At 28.8% G+C, this 20,866-nt stretch carries 8 protein-coding genes and 1 pseudogene; 3 read left to right on the top strand and 6 right to left on the bottom strand.

All coding sequences use genetic code 11. From position 1 onward, the window contains the following. Positions 1 to 4,068 precede the first annotated feature (4,068 nt). Positions 4,069 to 5,502 carry an exodeoxyribonuclease I gene (sbcB, locus tag KTT71_RS00655; RefSeq protein WP_216782564.1) on the top strand — a complete coding sequence of 478 codons (1,434 nt, stop codon included), beginning with the start codon at positions 4,069 to 4,071 and terminating at the stop codon, positions 5,500 to 5,502. An 837-nt stretch (positions 5,503 to 6,339) separates the two neighbouring features. Here sbcB and KTT71_RS03475 read toward each other — a convergent pair. After that, complete coding sequence (locus tag KTT71_RS03475) at positions 6,340 to 6,492, bottom strand: hypothetical protein (protein WP_420885581.1); 153 nt, start codon at positions 6,490 to 6,492, stop codon at positions 6,340 to 6,342. Positions 6,493 to 7,767: 1,275 nt separating this feature from the next. Here KTT71_RS03475 and folA point away from each other — a divergent pair. Further along, positions 7,768 to 8,250, top strand: a complete 483-nt coding sequence (folA, locus tag KTT71_RS00660; RefSeq protein WP_216782565.1) for a type 3 dihydrofolate reductase — start codon at positions 7,768 to 7,770, stop codon at positions 8,248 to 8,250. A gap of 2,369 nt (positions 8,251 to 10,619) precedes the next feature. Here the strand turns inward: folA and apaH are convergent. The 5 genes and pseudogenes from apaH to KTT71_RS00685 form a co-directional block, all read right to left on the bottom strand. Next, positions 10,620 to 11,450 carry a bis(5'-nucleosyl)-tetraphosphatase (symmetrical) ApaH gene (gene apaH, locus KTT71_RS00665; protein ID WP_216782566.1) on the bottom strand — a complete coding sequence of 277 codons (831 nt, stop codon included), beginning with the start codon at positions 11,448 to 11,450 and terminating at the stop codon, positions 10,620 to 10,622. A gap of 672 nt (positions 11,451 to 12,122) precedes the next feature. Then, a complete protein-coding gene (gene rsmA / locus KTT71_RS00670) occupies positions 12,123 to 12,929 on the bottom strand; it encodes a 16S rRNA (adenine(1518)-N(6)/adenine(1519)-N(6))-dimethyltransferase RsmA (protein ID WP_216782567.1) in 807 nt (268 codons plus the stop codon). A gap of 430 nt (positions 12,930 to 13,359) precedes the next feature. Further along, positions 13,360 to 15,303: pseudogene (gene uvrD / locus KTT71_RS00675) on the bottom strand (DNA helicase II); the annotation flags it as partial. 1,332 nt (positions 15,304 to 16,635) lie between these two features. Continuing rightward, positions 16,636 to 17,391, bottom strand: coding sequence for a 3-deoxy-manno-octulosonate cytidylyltransferase (gene kdsB / locus KTT71_RS00680; protein WP_216782569.1), 756 nt, complete (start codon positions 17,389 to 17,391; stop codon positions 16,636 to 16,638). After that, on the bottom strand, positions 17,392 to 17,571 hold the full coding sequence (locus tag KTT71_RS00685) for a Trm112 family protein (RefSeq protein WP_216782726.1): 180 nt from the start codon (positions 17,569 to 17,571) through the stop codon (positions 17,392 to 17,394). It lies immediately after the preceding gene. Positions 17,572 to 20,332: 2,761 nt separating this feature from the next. Between KTT71_RS00685 and aroK the strand changes: the two genes are divergently transcribed. Then, the gene (gene aroK, locus KTT71_RS00690) at positions 20,333 to 20,851 is read left to right on the top strand and encodes a shikimate kinase AroK (RefSeq protein ID WP_216782570.1); all 519 of its coding nucleotides are present in this window, start codon (positions 20,333 to 20,335) and stop codon (positions 20,849 to 20,851) included. Positions 20,852 to 20,866 lie beyond the last annotated feature (15 nt).

Here is a 20,866-nt window from a genome sequence, read left to right on the forward strand (position 1 = left end):
ATATATCTATATGAGATTTATTGTCTGTTAATTTGTCAATCAGATCGGGTATTGAATTGATATGTTGAATGTGCATCCTAAAATAATATTGTGTACACAAGAAATTTCATATAATAGGATACTCTATGTACTTATTTAGATAAAAAAGGCGTATATAATGCTGCTCTAATAGTAATAAGACAATATTATCTTCATCTCATCATTCGCACTAGTATTGTTCCTATAATATTTTTAAAATTCTTACAGGATGCTTCTTGACTTTCCTTATTCTTAATCCATCTTGAATTATTAGATAATCAATACATGAGTACTAAACAAGAAAGTGGTCCTCTATAAATAATATTACTCAACATACATATCTTTCCGAAAGATATTCCTAAATTTCTACAAGGTATATTAAAACATATCAATTAGGAGTTTATTGTTGAAAGCATGGTTAATCTATTAACAAACATGGTTATATATTAAAGGATAAGATAAATATAGTTTATATGGCTGAGTTAAATATTTAAAATACATAAATACCAAATATATAAAAAATTTATACTAAACTTATTAAGTTAAATATGATGATATTTTTAGATTTACTGATATCATTAATATAATTAGTACTATATCATATATATGATAATATTGTAGTCTAGTTACATGAATTATATTTTATGTCTGTTGAATTACTATATAATTTTTATGATAATTTTATGATATTTGCATATAAGGAAAATATTTGATAGCATAAATGTAATATTTTAATATCTTTAAAATATAGAAAGATAATTATTACTAATAACTTTACTACTTTGATATTGCTTACTCTTATACAATCAATAATAAACTTGAAAATATCTTTTTATAAAATTTATATTTTAAATAATTTTTTATTAATGTACTTTTATAAATCAATAAGATTCATAAATTAACTAATAAAAGAGATAAATTTTATAGTTATTAATTATAATATATCTTATATGTTTTAGTTATAAAAATTATTTTCTATAATATAATTCTATTAATTAATGAATCTGATGAATATTTTTTAGTAAAAAGAGGTGTATTCTCTAATATATACTATATTAAAGTGTTTTTATAAATATTGATGGAAAACGTGATATTGATGGACTGCATTAATAGATATTATTAACTATATGCTATCTATCTTTATATTAATTACTTTCGTTTTATGTCTGTTGTTTCTATTATTTTAAGTAGTATCTTGGGTTTTTAGTGTTAATTCTAGATGTTCATGATGCTATCATGTCAACGAAGATTAATGAATTGCTATTGATTAAAAAATCAATATTTATAAATTAAAATGATGCTATATATCTTTCCATGAGTAAATCATATTTTTTTGATATTATAATGTATGATAATATGCTAGAGCGCTATATATAAAATATATATTTTATCAGAATGGATTGTTATAGCATAAACTGTTTTTGTAATTGCAGTGCTAAGACGTGAAAAGACAAATGATATTAATAATGATAGATAATCATTGGCTACATATATCTAGAATATAATATAAATTAAAATTAGGGATCATCATCCCCCTGTATCTTCTGATAAACAATAAAATTATTAATGAACTACATTGACATCTTATACTAAGATTTTTCCTGATTATACAAGGACGGGAGAAGATTTTTGGTGAAAGAGAATCAAGCCTGTTATCATGATTTTTATAAAACTGCAAATCTTTGAGAGAGATCTGTATTGAGTATAAAATTCAATACTAAGTTAGATATAAGATCTTTGATATACTTTAAGCAATGAATCATCTTAATTCAACATGAATACCTCAGTATTCATGTTGTTATTGGCTTGCACTTGTAGATTTAATAGCATTAATATTACAGACCGCGCTATATCTTATAATCCATAGTTAAAATATATATTTTGCCTCTTTTGCAAAATATTTATATGAAAAACTTTGGGTTTTTAAAGAGATATAATAATCCCTAATATTAGAAACTAAATCAATATGCTTCTATACTTTCCTAGCGAATCACACCTGCTAACATCAATGCTTCAAATTTAGTATTAGTCAAGAGACATTCTTCTGGCATATTATCATTCTTCTTACTCTAGTAAGATCTTCATTCTATCTTAAGTCATCTACTATATTTTATTTAAAATACTAAGAATTATTTTGATATCACGAATAAAGTTAACACAGTTCTGTAAAATAATTGAGCTGGAAATAATGTATATTATGGCGCTAAGGAAAGAATATATCTGGTATATTGATGATCTGATAGCTCTTATATAACTCTTTGAAGACTCATTACTATTCGATATCTTCCTATAGATACTAAACTTCCTAATTTATTTCTATTTTTGATTCTATTTTATCTCAAAATATATATAAGATTAAAAATTAATTTATGTATTTGTTTAATGCATCTTATATGACACTATCATTTTTATTTTATTTATATGCTGTAAGAATTTTAAAGATATTAATAAAGAATTATAGTTAAAAAATGACATTATTTACATTACCATTATTAAGATTTGGGTCACTCCTCTTTTTGATCTTATCCTAATAATAATTTATTATTTTAGGTATCGTAATTATGATCATCTTTAGGTGATTAATTTTTTGATTATCCTAGTATATTTGATATGCTTAATTTTAGATATAATATTAAAAATATAAAAAAGCAGATCATCCTATAAAGGATAATAATTTATCTCTTGGGGATTCTAATTAATAGATATTCCTAATTATCTATCAGATAAATTTATTTTTAACAGTATTAAACAGTTTATTGTACACAGAAATTACTTATTAGATTAGAAATAAGTTGTAAATAACAAGTTAAGATCCTAATAACATATTATTAAGTTATGTTTTATAAATATCTATACTCTATTATAATAATAATATAAGCTTATTTACCGATATTATAATAACCTCTTAAGTCATTTATAACATCACAGTCATAACATAAATGTTTGAACTGCTAAACTTATATTATTATATATCCTACTTCAAAAAAGTACAAAAACCATAAAGCTTTTATTTTATATTCCTGTAATGCTTACCCTTTAGTTTGATATCTACTGATCTTCTTGTAAATACTTAAGATCTTGTATTATGAAAGAACAATAGTCTTTAATCTTGTTATTATTTGCAGAAGTACTACAGAGATAACATGAGAAAATAAACAAATGATAGCAAATAAACTTTGGCTATACATGGCTATATTGCTTTTTAACTAATAGTAGATAAAGATCTCTTCCTAATAGGAAAGGATCTCTGAGAACAGACCCCTTTTTCTTATAAGATATGCATAGAAATATAAAGATATTTATTCTTGCATGCTGATATCATTGTGAATATTTCATCAGAAATGAACTACTAACCATCTATTCTCTAAATTAGGATAATGATCTAATTTAGTAGCCTTGTACATCAACCTAGCAGACAAATAAATCTTTATGAGGGATTCTATTCACAAAATATAGTATATTTTTGTTAGATCCTTTTATTTTTACTATAAATGCTTAAAATTTTATATGTCTATAAAGAAAATAAAAACTGAAAAGTTCTATGTTTTAATAAACAATTTGCTTTAATAATTGTGAATATATTAAGAATATATTATATCTAATTGTAATTAGTTTTTCTTCCCTGGTCGTGGGATAATGTAATGCACAAAAACTATTTATTGAGGAATATATTAATATTAATAGTGCTTAAGACTTTTTTGTTCTCTGGAGAGAGCACGAGATATGCGCAACATTTTTCGTAATAGGCCGGGTATGTAATAACATATTACTTTAGAATAAAGTAGACACTACTTCTAATAGTAGAAATATGCTTGATTTCTGGGAAATTTATCAAATAATAGGATTAAATTATAATGATATATAATATATTTATATTTTCGATAAATTTATTTGTTGTTTTAAGTCATACTCAAGTATATTCATACTTAAAATTTTCTAGGCTAAATTATTCAACAGATTTATTAAAAAATTTAATTTATATATAAATAAAATGAATAAAAATATTATAAGATCAGGAGAGCATTTAACAATAAGAGATATTCTATTATTATGAATAACAAAAAACAACAGAATACTTTCCTTATTCATGATTACGAAACTTTTGGTAAAAATCCTGCTCTAGATCTACCTGCACAGTTTGCCGGTGTTAGAACTGACTCTAATTTCAATATTATTGAAGAACCGTTAGTGATCTACTGTCGTCCTTCGGATGACTATCTACCAGATCCAGAGGCTGTGATGATTACTGGTATTACGCCTCAATTTGCTTTAGCTCGTGGTCTTAGTGAAGCTAAATTTGCTAAGCAAATACACCAGATGTTTAGTGTGCCAGGCACCTGTATCATGGGTTACAACAATATTCGTTTTGATGACGAAGTTACTAGAAATATTTTTTATCGCAATTTTTATGATCCTTATGATTATATCTGGAAAAATGGTAATTCGCGATGGGACTTACTAGATGTGATACGCGCCTGCTATGCTTTACGTCCTGAAGGCATTAATTGGCCATGTAATGCAGAAGGGTTACCGAGCTTTAAGCTTGATCATTTATCTAAATCTAACGGCATTAAGCATGAACATGCTCATGATGCTATGGCTGACGTATACGCCACTATCGAGCTTGCAAAGTTAGTAAGACAGGCTCAGCCAAATTTATTCAAATTTTTGCTTGAGTTAAGAAATAAAGATAAGGTTTCTGAATTAATTAATATTGCTAACATGAAGCCTTTAGTGCATATTTCCAGCCTATTTGGTAGAGCTAGATATAATACAAGTTTAGTCACTGCTCTTGAATGGCATCCTAAATATAAAAATACCGTTATCACGTGTGATCTTGCCGGCGATGTATCTCAGCTATTGACACTTGACGAGGATTCCATGCGTGAGCGCTTTTACAGAAATAGAATCGATTTAAATGATCATCAACTATTGCCTTCTCCCCTGAAACTAATTCATATCAATAAATGCCCAGTGCTGGCTCCATATAGGACTGTGTCTTATGAAGGCTACTTACGCCTTGGTTTAGATCTTAAATCTTGTATGTATAATTTACAATTATTATGTTCTTATCCAGAGTTGCGTAAAAAAGTTATTAGAGTTTTCTCCAGCCCTAAACCATCAAAAGCAACAGATAATGTATATGACCAACTTTATGATGGATTGTTCAGTGATTCTGATCGAATAGCAATGCAGATTATTCGAGAAACGTTACCTCGGGATCTTTCAAGGCTATCTATCAGATTTGAAGATAAACGCATTGTATCTCTGTTGTTTCGCTATCGTGCGCGTAATTTTCCCGAAACTCTTAGTGATGATGAAGAGTATCGCTGGCAGTTACATCGCCAGCGAGCACTAAAACCTGAGCAGTTAAAAATTTATATCTCCCGCCTGAATAAATTATCTCTTCATTATAAAAATGACCATCAAAAAAATATTCAGCTTAAAGAGTTACTTGAATATGTGCAACAGTTAGTTGATTAATATTTCTAAAATATGTTTAACAGAACATTATATTTACTTTGCAAAAGTTCGGTTAAATGGGGATTTATGAGGCTATATGAAAAATTATTATTGAATATCATATAAATTTTAAAATAAACTTCTTTAGATATTATCGATATAAATTTATATTAATTGTTTTAACTATCATTTTCAGTCTAGTGATATAATTACAAGAAATATCGTATATTCATTTACTTCATTAATCTTGCTCTACAATTGTCAAGTTATATTTTACTCAAAATTTCTATTAGATTATGTAAAACCATAGAAGAGATGATACTTCTCTTTAAGAGTATTAAATCTATAATTATAGATGCAATCTAGTCATGATCAATTGAGACATGAACAAGTTAGAACATGTATCCTATATTAGCTTGCATATTGACCATGGAGTGTACTTGATAATTTTTCATAAAGAGCAAATGTCTTATCAGACACAAGACACTTATCTAGATAATATTTAAAAAGATTCTTTGTTATAATACCATTTCTCAATTAATCTATTTTAGAACCCTTGAAAATCTAACAGACTGTGTTTTTTAAAAAACGTCTTGCATCCATTAGGTATGATAGCAGTAGATTAGATCTTTGTGTTGTAATTAAGAGAATACAATTTGCATCACCCTAAATATAGATAAGATGCGAATCTAGGAATATAGTTATCAAGAATACGGCTAGTGGTTCAATTATTTTTAGTTAAGGATGCGCAATTTCTGCTATCTCCATGTACCAATGAGAATATCTATAATTAAAAATTAATGCGCTAATGAATATTAGATACAAGTATCTATGAATATTGCTTGTGTTTGACTGGAATCATAGACTCCATACAACCATATCTACATGAATATGGAATTTCATAAAAACTTCATAGTCTATTAATAAAATATTAAATCTGTTGTAGCTAATATTGCGGAAAAAAAGCAACTGTTGTGATATAACTACAAACATTAGTGGAAAAATTATCATTATATATAAAGAAGATAATAAAGCTAAAATGCTTTATCAGATCATTATAGTATAAATATTTCTAAAAATGAAGCAAGGTATTCTGCAGCAAATAAATATCTACTGCTGAAGATCAGATTTAGCAAAATATTCAATAGAGTAAATCAATATCTTCAGCTAATAATACGGGAAACTTGTTCACAGTATAATTTATGATTTATCACCATAAATATTATATATCCTGTCAAAATTACGGTTTTATATATTACCGAATGCAAGCCCCGATCAATATTTAGAAAAGAGATCGCTGTCATATATAATGGTATTTCAAAGCTCTAGTATGAATGCGGCATTTAGTGACATCAGCTAAATTCATCAAAGAAAAAATTTTTTTCATACTTTTATTCTTAATAATTTTGGTTAATAATGAAGTTCTCGATAATTACCTATATAAGATTATTTTTTGATTATAATGAATATTCTACGTCTAAAATATACTTATTTTGCTATAGCAAAATGCTATTTCAGATCTTTTATAAATCTCAATAACCTTATAATAATACTCTATTATAGTATGCTTTTAGGTAGAATTTCACCTACTTTCAATCATTATAAAATATAATCTATAAAATTTTATAATATTTAGAAAAAGTTTCTTTATAGCTATTCGTATTATGTTCTTTTGGTTTAATGCAAGAATGAATTACAGAATTTATGTTGAATAGCACTTATTTAGATTTAAGTTATTACTTAATAGTAATATTTTTCTAAGAAATAAGTTTAAACACGATAGTACTATTAGCTATCCTATTCTTGCAATATAGCCACTATTTTCTTACAACTATTTTAGTTTATCAGGATATATACTAGATCAACTTATTTTGAAGTGCATTAGGATTATGTATACTCTTGCCATATATCTACTTAAAAAGTGTATTATAATTTAGCATCATATAAAAATATTTCGTCAATATTTAATAAACCGTGATTTCTCTAGGAAATTACATTGACATTGCATAGTAAATATTTTTAATATTTTTTGATTTGTGATTTTTACAATCATTCTTAGTAATCTCTTGAAAGCATGCATGTCTTATTAAATAAATATAAATTGATCTCCATATGCAGTCATATGTGATCCTGATATCACACATCTTAATGTAGATATATAATAAATCATGCCATTTCTATATGATAGTGATATCACCGTATATACAAGGACTGCATATTGTCAACTAATATAGTTTATAATTCTCTTATGTAATGCACGTATTTCTATTAAATAGGAGTTTAGAAATGAATATTAGTCTAATTGCTGCTCTTTCTACAAATCGTGTGATCGGTGTTAATAATTCCATGCCCTGGTATTTGCCTGCCGATCTAGTGTGGTTTAAAAATCATACTTTAGATAGATCAGTAATTATGGGGCGCAAAACTTTTGAATCAATTGGTCGTCCTTTACGGAGACGACATAATATTGTGTTAAGCAATAAGCCAGGCAACGATAAACGCGTTACTTGGGTTTCTTCGCCAGAGGCGGCTATTCTTGCAGCGGTAGAGAAGGAAGAGATACTAGTTATTGGTGGTGGCAGTGTTTATCTTCAGTTTATGCCGTTTGCTAAAAATATGTATTTGACTCATATTGATTTGGAAGTACACGGGGATACACACTTCCCAAGATATGAGATAGATTTATGGAAAACAAAATATATTGAATTACATAATAAAAAAGGAAAGAATGGTCATAGCTATTATTTTGAGATTTTACATAAGATATAAATATTGAGTCTATTAGCAATATATAAGAAATACCTCTTTCTTTTTGCTGCAGATGGCTAATGATATAATTTCTTGTTAAATAAATAATATAAGTGAGCTCTATTTTGCGTCTCTTATTAATATTATGATAAAAATACATTATTTTTAATAAAAAGGGATTAATTACTGTAATTATTGAATAAAGTATATCTAAAGCCTAGATTTATTCTTTAAATGTATCATTTCATCTAAAACTTTCATATGTTATGTTGTATTATTTGTTTGCAGCATTTCCTGACATGAGAGCCATGCTAATATATAGTTATAGAGCATATGATTAACAGTATCTTTTAACCTTATGGTATGAGGGCTTATCTTAAGCTATTTTAGCAAATTTCTTTTTCTTTGTTGTTGCTTCTCTGCTGATAAATGTCTAATAATATATTATACTAAATAATAGTTATCCTACGCTAAAAATAACAATATAAGTACTATCATATCCTTATGAGCCATTCTCTATCTTTATTTATACTTAAGATGTTCTATATAGTGCAGTAGTATATTATTGATTGTAAATTAATTAGTCACTAAATATGTACTATTCTGAAAGAGTATTTATTGGTATTAGGATCAATAGATCCTAATTAATACAAGTAGTGTTCGTTTCCTATATATCTCAAATACCTGTTAATATTATGAATAATATTATATATTTAAAGAGAATATTTTGTAGTAGCTTATTAAAATCAAAATAACATTTAATCTGATGCATTATTAATATTGAGCAGTTTATCATGCGGAGTTTTAGACTAGTATGATATGCAATACTTTTCTGGTTATTAACTAACTAAAATATTTAGCAAGGGGTTAAAGAGCTTTTAGAATAAAATTCTACTCTACCAACTGAGGGTTGCTATGCGGAGCATAGGATTATATTTTATATATAAAATATTAAGGGGTCAACTGAGTTGATCAGTTTTTATAAGTACTATGTGTTATTTTATCTCGCAATATTTTAGTATTTTACTCCAAAAACCATATTAGATTAATTTTTCTTTCTTTGATTAAGCAGGGTATATAAATACATGTTAGTACGTTTCTTTCACATTATTAGGAAGTAATAATCCTTAATTGACTATTAAGCTATAATAAGAGTTTTGCTACCATAGCATTACCACTTGCACTCCCTAATTACCAATAGTTTTCCAAAACCTATCAGCTAAAATTAGCTGTAAAATAAAATTAATATATTATTCAAGTTAAAGTAGCTATTATCTCATTGTTGTCTAAAATTAATCACTATTGAATGTTTCTAGTTATCGAAAGATATTATATTTCTAGTATTATAATTTATATAATCTACTATATTTGTGTAGCACAATTAATAGTTGATATTCAGCTACATCAAGTTCAATCTATAAAATCAATACTTTGACTATTTTAGTTTCAGATTCGGGATGATTCTTATAAGTCAGTTGTTAGAATATAATCTACTTTCAGTGTCTACTTTACTTGTACTAAGCACGAGTAATTTCAATATATTGACTTCTTATATTGTATGTTTTATTATTTTAAATAACTTTTTAAAAGACGAAATAATGCTGATACTTATTAAAAAAAGTGCTGTATATATTTGTAGAATACGTGATTATCAGTAATACTTAATGATACTATAAAATAATCTCAGTTATTCCGGATAAGTTTATACGCTAGAATAACGATATCTTTTATTCTATTTAAACCTGGATAAAGCAGATATTCTGATTTAACCAGGTTTTTCTATTGTTGAATTTTTAAACAGAGTTAGGTAATCTTATATCAGGATGAGAGAAGTACAAAACGTTTTCTATGCCAGACATTAATATAAACAGAATAGACTTTTATTTATTTTATTATTTGTACGCTCAATAATTTTAGAATTAATGCAAGAGATAGTATCGTGCAGAAAATAGTTTTATTCATCTCAAAGAGATCCGCTAAATCTCTTTATATTTCTTAAGAAGAATTAATTATTTTTTCTTTTATTATTAAATTAAGTAAATTATCTACATATCAGTATATTAAAACCATATGCATAATGAACTGCAGAAGTTATTTGTTAATTCTAGCATTCTAGGGTATTAATTAATCCATAAAGTATGACACTTAGCACTGTGATTCTTAATCTCATCATAAGGGCTTTTAATTATTTGTAAATGTTCAATTTTATAGCATACTGGATTTTAATGATACTATAGAGATGATAATGTCAGGGATGAGTAAGGTACATGTTGATTAATCAGGACTGCTTGTCTCTGCATAAATTAAGGTATTCTATGCTTCATTTCATGAATTAACTTTATATTTTAAAATATTCATAATTAATAAGAGTAATATATCACTATAATATACTACTTTACATCTTTGATATGTAAACAGGAATGTGTAAAGTACTTTTTATCTTCCCAACGCAGCATGGTTAATTTACCTCCCCAACAACAACCAGTATCAAGAGGATAAATTAGCGGCGGAGTGCCTTGACCTTCTAAGGATGCCCAGTGACCAAATGTTATAGAGTATCCTGTATTTATTATCTTGTTCGGGAAATTAAACCATGGTTTTAGCTCTGAGGGAGCCATTCTAGGAGAATCTTTAAAAATCATATCTAAGTCTCCACCTGAGAAGCAGTAGCGCATTCGGGTTAAAGTATTGATAAAAAACCTTAGGCGACTCAACCCAGTTAGATCTTGAGCCCATTTGTTAGGCAAATCGCCGTACATAGTCTTTAAGACTATAAAATATCTGTCGCTAACAAGAGCAGCTTCTACTTCTTTGGCACAAAGATGTGCCGTCTCAAGATCCCATTGAGGATTGATACCCGCGTGTGTCATGACTAGCTTAAGTGCGCTATCAATCTGAATAAGTGGCTGGCAACGCAACCAGTTGAGTAGAATGTCAACATCAGGAGCTTCTAGTATTTTGGCAGTTTTATCTCTTATTTGATTAGAGATGACTCCTGAGTGAACTGCTAAAAGATGCAAATCATGATTACCCAGTACTATCCGAACGCTATTACCTAGTGATTTTACGTATCGTAACACCTCTATAGAGTCTGGTCCTCGCGCTACCAAGTCTCCAGTTAACCATAAAGTATCATGAAGAGGGTTAAACTCTGCCTGTCTTAATAGAGCACGAAATTCCTTATAACATCCATGGATATCGCCAATCAATAATGTAGACATTTATATTTTGCTCTCTGCTGTTATTTTGACTATAATATCCTATTGATACAATACTAGAATTTATTTATAGGGCAGGTCAATAAATATCATGCCTATAGACTTAGAGAGATATTCCTTAGTTTGTCTAAGTTAAATGATATATAAGGAACACCTGTGCCCTAATTATAATGTAGCTGTAATGATGTATCTGCTTGTGTGATCTCCTTAAGTTTATCTTTATTTAAAAGATAAGACCTTTTCTTTTGAAATTCAGCTTGATTATTCTTAATTTACAATTTATTTAAACGTCTTCTACAAGCTTAAAAATAAAATGATCATTTTTTGTACTGCAAAGTTCACTATATCTTAAATATACTATGTCACAGTAGCTACTACTGATCAGTAGGATCTTCATACATTAAAAGAGACAAATACCTGTTTTCATCATTTATCAATACTATTAAGCACTCATTGTCTTTTTCCTGAGGGTTATACTTCTAACAATCCTCTGCTCTCTTAAGCATTTATCATAAATAATAATTAATTGTATATTATTGATTTATCATAGGATGATATTTTGCCGAATAGTCTAATTTTGATACATGAATAAATACATGCAGTCTTATTTTAATTTTTAAAGAGCAAGAGATATATTGCAACTCATAAAATGATAAGTGCTTAATAAAATTCAATTTATTTTTGTTCACACAACCAATTTGTAAGTTTACAGTAGCTCTCGATAGATATGTTCTCTGCGCGTTGGTCAGGATCTATGCCTATCAAGGTTAGTTGTTTAGTGGTGAACATGTGACCTAAACTATTACGCACTTTTTTGCGGCGCTGATTTAGCGCTGATTTAGTAATATTGCGTAGCAGAAGTATATCTTTGACCGGATATGGAATTATTTTGTGTGGAATCAATCTAACCAGAGAAGAGTTAACGTTTGGTACCGGACGGAACGCCTTTGGAGGCACCTCCATGAGTGGAATAACCTGACAGTAATATTGCGTCATAATAGTTAAGCGACCGTAGTTCTTGTTGTTTGGAGTAGCTACTAGACGATTTACTACCTCTTTTTGCAACATTAAATGCAGATCTATAATAACAGGAATGTAATTAAAAAGATGGAATATCAAGGGTGTCGAAATGTTGTAAGGCAAGTTTCCAAATATGCGTAACATTTGCCCTAATCTACAAGATAACTTGTAAAAGTCTACGGTCATAGCATCTTGCTTAAGAATGTTTACCTTTTTTTTTATCAAAGGATTCCTGGCTAGTTGATCAGCCAGATCACGATCAATTTCTATAACTGTTATTGGACTGATTTGGTTTACAATATTTTTAGTTAATGCTCCTAAGCCTGGTCCTATCTCTACCATAGCCTGATTCTGCATTGGATTAATAGCAGATACGATTCTATCAATTATATATTGATTGATAAGAAAATTCTGTCCGTAACGTTTACGAGGTATATGGTATTGACGGATTATTTTATTCATTACTTTATTGATATTTTATATAAATACTTTGTGCTATTGACAATTTATTAACATAAATTAAGTGAATATCTTACGGATATTTCTAGTAATTATTGTCTCTCTTGGCATTCATGAATAATAACTGCATATTCTAATCTAGTGATTTCACTTAATAAGGTAAAGTTCTATAAATTATTTCATTTTACATAAAAACTTTTGTATCTGTACAATGTTTCTTGACTATAGTATTAGTGCAATGAATCATTTTTGGTCAATATTGTTAAAGCATCATATCATGTAATCTTCTGAGTCGGATTTTTATTTAGTATGATAAATTTCTTTTTCAGCACTCAGTGAAATTGCATATTACATCTAAACACAAAAATATAATATTGATTATTTTGATGTTTTTAGGTTACACATGCTGGTTACTATGTTCCAAGAAATTTTATAATTGCATCCTTGGATATACTTCCTCTACGTACCCTGCCGGTATTTCTCCAATAAAACGCGAAGGACGATAGCACACTATTTTGCCATATAAGTTACGATTTTCCGCATAAGTTATTGTAAGTTTGCGCATAGCTCTAGTGAGACCTACATAAGCTAAACGGCGCTCTCCCTCTACACATTTATCTTTCTTTAAGTACGTCTGGTTTGGGATTAATCCCTCTTCCATACCTACAAGAAAAACTAGAGGAAATTCAAGCCCTTTAGATGAATGCAAGGTCATGAGTTGAACAGCATCTTGAGTTTTTTTTATCTGTTTTTCGTTAGCGTAAAAGGTTGAATTTGCTATAAAAGATTGCAATGGAAGTAGATTTTCGTTGTCGTTTTTGTATTGATGCATTGCTATAAAAAGCTCTTCTAGGCTATTTATACATTCCTGGTTTTTATCGTTATTTTCCTGCTCATAAATTTGACGTAAACCAGAATACTGCACTACACGATCTATTTGTATATGTAGCGGCATATCAGAAATCTTATTAGCCATTTTTTGAATCAGATCAACAAAATCTTTGAGAGCTTGAGACGTTCGTTTATTTAAAATTTTTTCTTGAATAATTGCATGTGTGGCTTGCCAGAGCGTCAATTGCCGATCGCTCGCTGTTTGGCGAATTATATCAATCGTACGACCTCCTATACCGCGGGATGGCGTATTGATTATGCATTCGTAAGCATCGTCATCATTACTATTAGAAATTAGCCGTAAATAAGCTAACGTATTTTTGATTTCCTTGCGTTCGCACAATCTTTGCTTACCATAAATATGGTATGGCATTTCCATCTGTAACATAGCTTCTTCGAATGCATGTGATTGAATATTTTTTCTATATAGAATAGCACAGTCTTTCAGAGATCCGCCCATATCTTGCCAGGACTTTATACTATTAACGACAAAGATGGACTCATCTAGTTCATTTAATGCTCGGTAAAGAGAAATTTTTTCCCCACTGTTGTCTGCCGTCCATATTTTTTTAGTAAAACGTTTATCATTATTTTTTATCAGGGCGTTTGCTGCTTGTATAATATTATTAGTTGAGCGGTAATTTTGTTCTAAACGAATAGTTTCAGAGCTAGGAAAATCATTCATAAATCGCTGGATATTCTCTATTTTTGCTCCTCGCCAACCATAGATTGATTGATCATCATCTCCTACTATCATTATTCTGCCTGTCTGACCAGCTAACATTTGAATCCAGGAATACTGCATACAGTTAGTATCCTGGAATTCGTCTACTAAGATATTGGTAAAACGTTTGCGATAATCATGAATAATTTGCGGCTTATTAAGACATAGTTCATAAGTTCGCAGGAGAAGTTCTGAGAAATCTACTAAACCAGCACGATCACAAGCTGCTTGATAAGCATAATATAGATTAAGCCATTTTTCTTCTACCGGATTTCCATGGGTTTTTACATATTGTGGGCGTAATCCATCATCTTTTTTATTATTTATGTAATACATGCCCTGATGCGTAGGGTACTCTTTTTCTTGCATATGTAGCATGTTAACAATGCGTTTTATTAAGAGCAATTGATCATTACTGTTAATAACTTGAAAATTATATGGCAAATTCGCATCTGCATGGTGAGCCCGCAGTAGGCGATTAGCCAAACTATGGAAAGTACCAATCCACATTCCGCTTTGTTTAGTGCCAATTAAGTTAGTAAGACGATTGCGCATTTCATTAGCAGCTTTGTGGGTAAAAGTAACCGCCATAATAGAATACGGAGAACATTTTTCTACTGAAAGTAACCATGCTATTCGATGCACTAGTACCCGAGTCTTTCCGCTTCCTGCCCCAGCAAGTACTAAAATATTGCTACGCGTAGCTACAACGGCTTCCCGCTGTTTATTGTTAAGATTATTAAGCAAATAATGAAATTCCATAAGCACCGCGTCAAAATAGAATATGCTTAATCAACATGAACGTATCTTTTGTTAGAATACATATTATATTGCTATAATATCAGCAAGGTCCTTGAATCGAATCATAAAATATCTATATAAGAAAATACATTACTGCACTAGGATATTATAAGATCGGTTTCTAGTAGTACTGAGCCGATCATATATTAATGGCAAATTATATTATGTAATATGCTTTTTATAAATTTATATGTAATAATTATAAAATCTCTATCATGAGATGACGTTTATATTCATTAAGTACTATCTTGGTATTATTTTTTCTATCTTTGCCTGATTTTAGTCTCTTGATTTATACTATTAACATTAAGAGTAGGGTCTGTAAACTGATGAGAATTATACGTTTTATTTTTTATTTTTATTTGATTATTTACCCTTAATGATGTATTGGGGTATGGCAGGTAAAGAGAACCCTTTAAACCGCAACTTGTAATACAAAAAAAAGCACAAGTTAATAAGGGTATATTATTTTTTTTCACACTCATTCCAGTAGAATTATATTATTTTATGTTAATTAGCTGATCATATCCTTTGTAATCGCTACTTGACTTACAAAGTAATTGAGTCAAAGTCAAAACAAAGCATATCCGTAATTTTTCTGATGCAACATAACTTTGGTATACTAGCAAAGCATTAGAAATACTCTAATTCGTAGGTATCTTTATACAATGTCTGCTAACGATAAAAAGTATCTAATCCATAAAATGCTCTTATCATATAGGATTTATAAAATATATTTAACACTGAGCTCTCTAATCTCACAAAGCTACTAGGGTTTTAAAGTATGATATTTATAGGACAGAAAGAAATAAATCACCAACTATTCCCCCTTGCAAAAAATATTTTTATTAGGTTAGCTTACTAAGAAACATGAAGTTATGATTGAATTATTAGTCATTTAGAGGGATATACCATTTTAAAATATCAAAAAATCATCTTTTTATTACAAGAATATTTGATACTTGGATACTGATTAATAAGAGTCTGGATACTAATATTTTCTTTATATTTATAAGAGTACATTAATGATTTTCTACAATAAATACATTTGTTAGCATTTCCTTACAGTTATTAGGTAAATCGATAGATGGTACACATATAAGGATTGCTAGTAGTTATTTGTATTACTCGTATGTAACTGATTGCTTTTTTGCTAGATATTTCTTTAATTTCATAATACATTTAACAGAATTTGTAAGAAAAATTCAACACCTTTTCTCTGTATTATTATATCTCAATACATAGCACTCTAACATATTATAATTATAAATTATATTACTGATGATAATAAGGCTAATGATGATCGGCAAAAATTCGACGTACTTGTTCTAAATCTTCTATAGTATCTACGCTTGATTTAGGTGTAGATGATGTGATATCAACGTGGATTTTTTCACCATTCCATAAAACACGCAGCTGCTCTAACATCTCAATGCGCTCAAGTGGGCTTGTCTTCCAATTCATGTATTGTCTAATAAAACCGGCACGATATGCATATATGCCCACATGTCGCAGTAAATTATTACCAATCTTCTCTCTAGCAAAAGTAAAAGGATCACGATACCAAGGGATTACTGAGCGTGAAAAATATAGTGCGTATCCATCCTTATCACATACCACTTTTACAGTATTAGGGTTAAAAGCTTCTTCAGTATTATTGATCGGCGCTCCTAAAGTAGCTATCGCTGCTTGATTATTAGCTAAGCCATGCACTACTTGATGTATCATGTCTGGCAATAGTAGTGGTTCATCTCCCTGAATATTAACTATAATTTCATTCTCGGGAAATTTGCACTTCTCAACAATTTCTGCTAAACGCTCTGTCCCTGAATTATGATCGCTGCGTGTCATGTGCGCTTCTCCCCCGACCTCCTCAACTGCGCGTTTAACTTCTAAATGATCAGTGGCAATAATAACCCGAGAAGCACCAGATTCTAATGCTCTTTCCATAACATGTATAATCATCGGTTTTCCAGCGATATCAACTAATGGTTTACCTGGTAAACGCTTTGAAGAATTTCGGGCAGGGATAATAGCAATAAAATTCATTTAATTATTCTCATTGGTAGTAATTAGACGAGCTTGTTTCTCCAACAATACCGGGATTCCGTAACGCACTGGATATCCTAAACGATCTAGTGTGCATATTAGTTCTTTATTGCTTTCATTGAAATAGAGTGCTCCCTTACATTTTGGGCAAACAATAATTTCTAGCAACCTACTATCCATACGAATCCCTATATATTGATCATTTATTAGCAGATGTTGCATGATAAAGAAAATCATGTCAAACGCATAAAGCTTATATATTGAAAGGGCTCTATATTTTAATTGATAGCATAAATTTTAATTATGCGTTAATAAGAACATATTTATTCTTGAATGTGTTAAACTTTAGCGAAATTTAAAATTATATTTTTTATTTATTTAAAAAATTTTTTAACATTAAGTGATTAACTTCTCCTGGTTCTAAGTGATTAACTTCTCCTGGTTCTAATATATACTGCAGGTTATCACTAAAGATAAAATATTAGGCGTTATAGTATACATCTGATGAATTATAGGATTACTTAAATTATTTAATATCAGTGTTACTCTACAGATAACGCGAGACCATCTATAGGTATTTTAGAGTATGTACTTATCATGAAATAGTTCTTTACATTTATATTTAATATTTTTATAGCATATGCTGTGTTCTCTTTTTTATCCGTGATACTCAACAAAAGATTAACAAAAGGATTTGCATAATAAATATCAATATAAAATAAGTGAGATATCTGCAATGTAATTTATTATTCATAATATCTAAGCAAAATATTCTGGGAATTATGGGGACATAAAATATCTCATTCAAGAGTCTACATATTTATGCATTATACAAATTATCTGGTTATTTATCTTTGCGATAGTTAGCTACTTGCATGAAAAAATCTGTTTTTGGAGGGTATTTAGGAAAATATTTTAGAAAATGCATTATAAAATAAAAGATATGTATTAAAGGTCGTGATCATGTTGCATGCTATCTCGGTATTTTATAAAATATCTTTTTAGTCGTTATCTTTGCTCAAGGTAATCACTAAAAAGTTAGAAAGTACCATACGATTGCAAGAGTTTCCTGATAAATCAAGACCTGAGAATTGTTTAAAGGTAATTTTCAAAATCAGGAAACAATATTCGTTAAGAGAGCAATTTTTTGGGTTAAAAGTAGCATATAGTTCTATACTAAACTAGCTAAAGTCATTTAAAAAATAAGCTTTTATTATATTATAATCATTGATAATGTTGCAAGTTATTTCATGAAATTTCCTTCTAATAAGAAGGCATTCATTTTTTCTTAATGTATTTAATAAATTTGTCGAGAGCAGTAAGCAGTAAATTGGTAATAATATCACTCCTTTATTAATTCTTATGGATGTAAAATAAATAATTTAATTAATATAGAGTAAATTTTGAGTAATGCAAATATTATAAGGAAAAATCATTTCTATACATATTATATGTATTTATATATCTTATATATTTGTGTGATTTTATTTATAATCTTATTGTGTTAGATAAAATGTATTTATAATTTCATGCCATATTTAAAATGATTTATCAATCAATTTATTTTAAACGCTAACTAGGTATTGCACTTATTTTTGGTAACCACAGATAGTTTTAACTTTGCTTTATCACAATCATTCTGTTGCATTTGATATCTGCTTTTTGTGTTTTATAGTTTGCTCTTAACATGGCTTATCTAAAATTATAGAGCAGTTAGTGAATACACAACCATCTTTTAGAAGATCTCACTTACATTAATCAAACGTAATGAAATGTCTCCTTTGATAACAAATACTTTAGAGCTATTTAATTAACAGAGCATTATCATATTTTCTGCAAAATATACTCTTCTATGCTATAGCATAGAGGTAGAGGCAAGTAAAATAAAAGACCAACCTTATTCACTGCTATATTATACAGAACGCATCCTATTAAAAAGAGCGATAGATTATATTATGCAATTCAGTATTTTCTTGCTTTCTGTTTTAGATATACTATATAAATATATCATAACTACAAAATAAATATTATTAATATCTAAACCGAATCATACAGCAGTTTTATTAAAGCTTATTTTACTTGATGAACTTATCTGGATTTCTCTATATTTTATTAAAAAAAATATATTTATAGATAAAAGATAAAAAACAAGGATCCGGATGAAATAATATTATGTGAAAAAAAATATCTTTATTAATTAATATAACTAGTTTTCAGGGCTATTGTGTTTAATAAAAAACTTGTATCTATGCCATTTATATATGCAAGTTTTCATGAAATCTACATTGTTAATAGTTTATTGGTAGTCAGCATGATCCGTGCTCATTCATTACGCAGTACATCTAACTTTGATAGAGTTCTATGAGAATTGACAACATAGATCCTCTCATAGGATCAAGGAAATTATTTGGTGATAGTATATATATTGTGCATTAAGTTATAATAATTATGACTAGATAAATAATTTAGAAGATCTAGATCCTTACGGGTATACATCCAGTTGGTAATATCAGCCTTGAACAAATAAATTACGTTTATAATTATTATTTAATTAATTATGGCAATTTAACATTTTTAAATCAAAATCCTTGAACATTACTATGATTCATAGCATATTTATAATATATATAGATAACTTTCTCTAAATTCTGCAAATCTTATTATATGAATTAGTAATGTGTTTGAAATTATGCTGAATTTCACATACAAGGATATAGAATAAATTATAGAGCTTTTATTCTACCACCAGATAAGTTCTTTTAATTATTTAACCATTGAAATTCGTATGATTTATATCTTTGCTAAAATAGCAAAAGTATTTAGATAATTTCATATTATCTCATATTATCTCTTATGCAGTTTCAGCCTAGGTATTGTAGCATATTTAATTATCTGGGCTGGATATCACTCACAAATTTTAATTACTAGTAGTACAGAAAACATGACAGATAAACATAATATTTTTCTGATTGGTCCTATGGGTGCCGGTAAAAGTACCATTGGTCGTTACTTAGCTCAACAACTGAATATGGAATTTTTCGATTCTGATCAAGAAATTGAAAGACGCACTGGAGCTGATATTAGCTGGGTATTCGACTTGGAAGGTGAACAAGGATTCCGCGATCGTGAAGAAAAAATTATAAATGATCTTACAGAAAAAAAAGGCATTGTTCTTGCAACTGGTGGGGGTAGTATTCAATCGCTCGAGACCCGTCATCGATTATCCGCTCGAGGTTTTGTTGTTTATCTTAGAACGAGCATTGAAAAACAGTTGGCTCGCACTCAGCATGATAAAAAACGTCCGCTATTGCAAGTAGATACACCACATGCAGTGCTGGCAGATCTTGCAAAAATACGTAACCCTTTGTACGAAGAAATTGCTGATATGACAATCAGTACTGACGATGGAAGCGCTAAAGTTACTGCAAACCATATTATTAATGTAATAGAAAGTAATTGATCACATCTAATTTTA

The sequence above is a fragment of the Candidatus Profftia tarda genome, from assembly GCF_904848675.1.
In the GTDB taxonomy this organism is placed as follows: domain Bacteria; phylum Pseudomonadota; class Gammaproteobacteria; order Enterobacterales; family Enterobacteriaceae; genus Profftia; species Profftia tarda.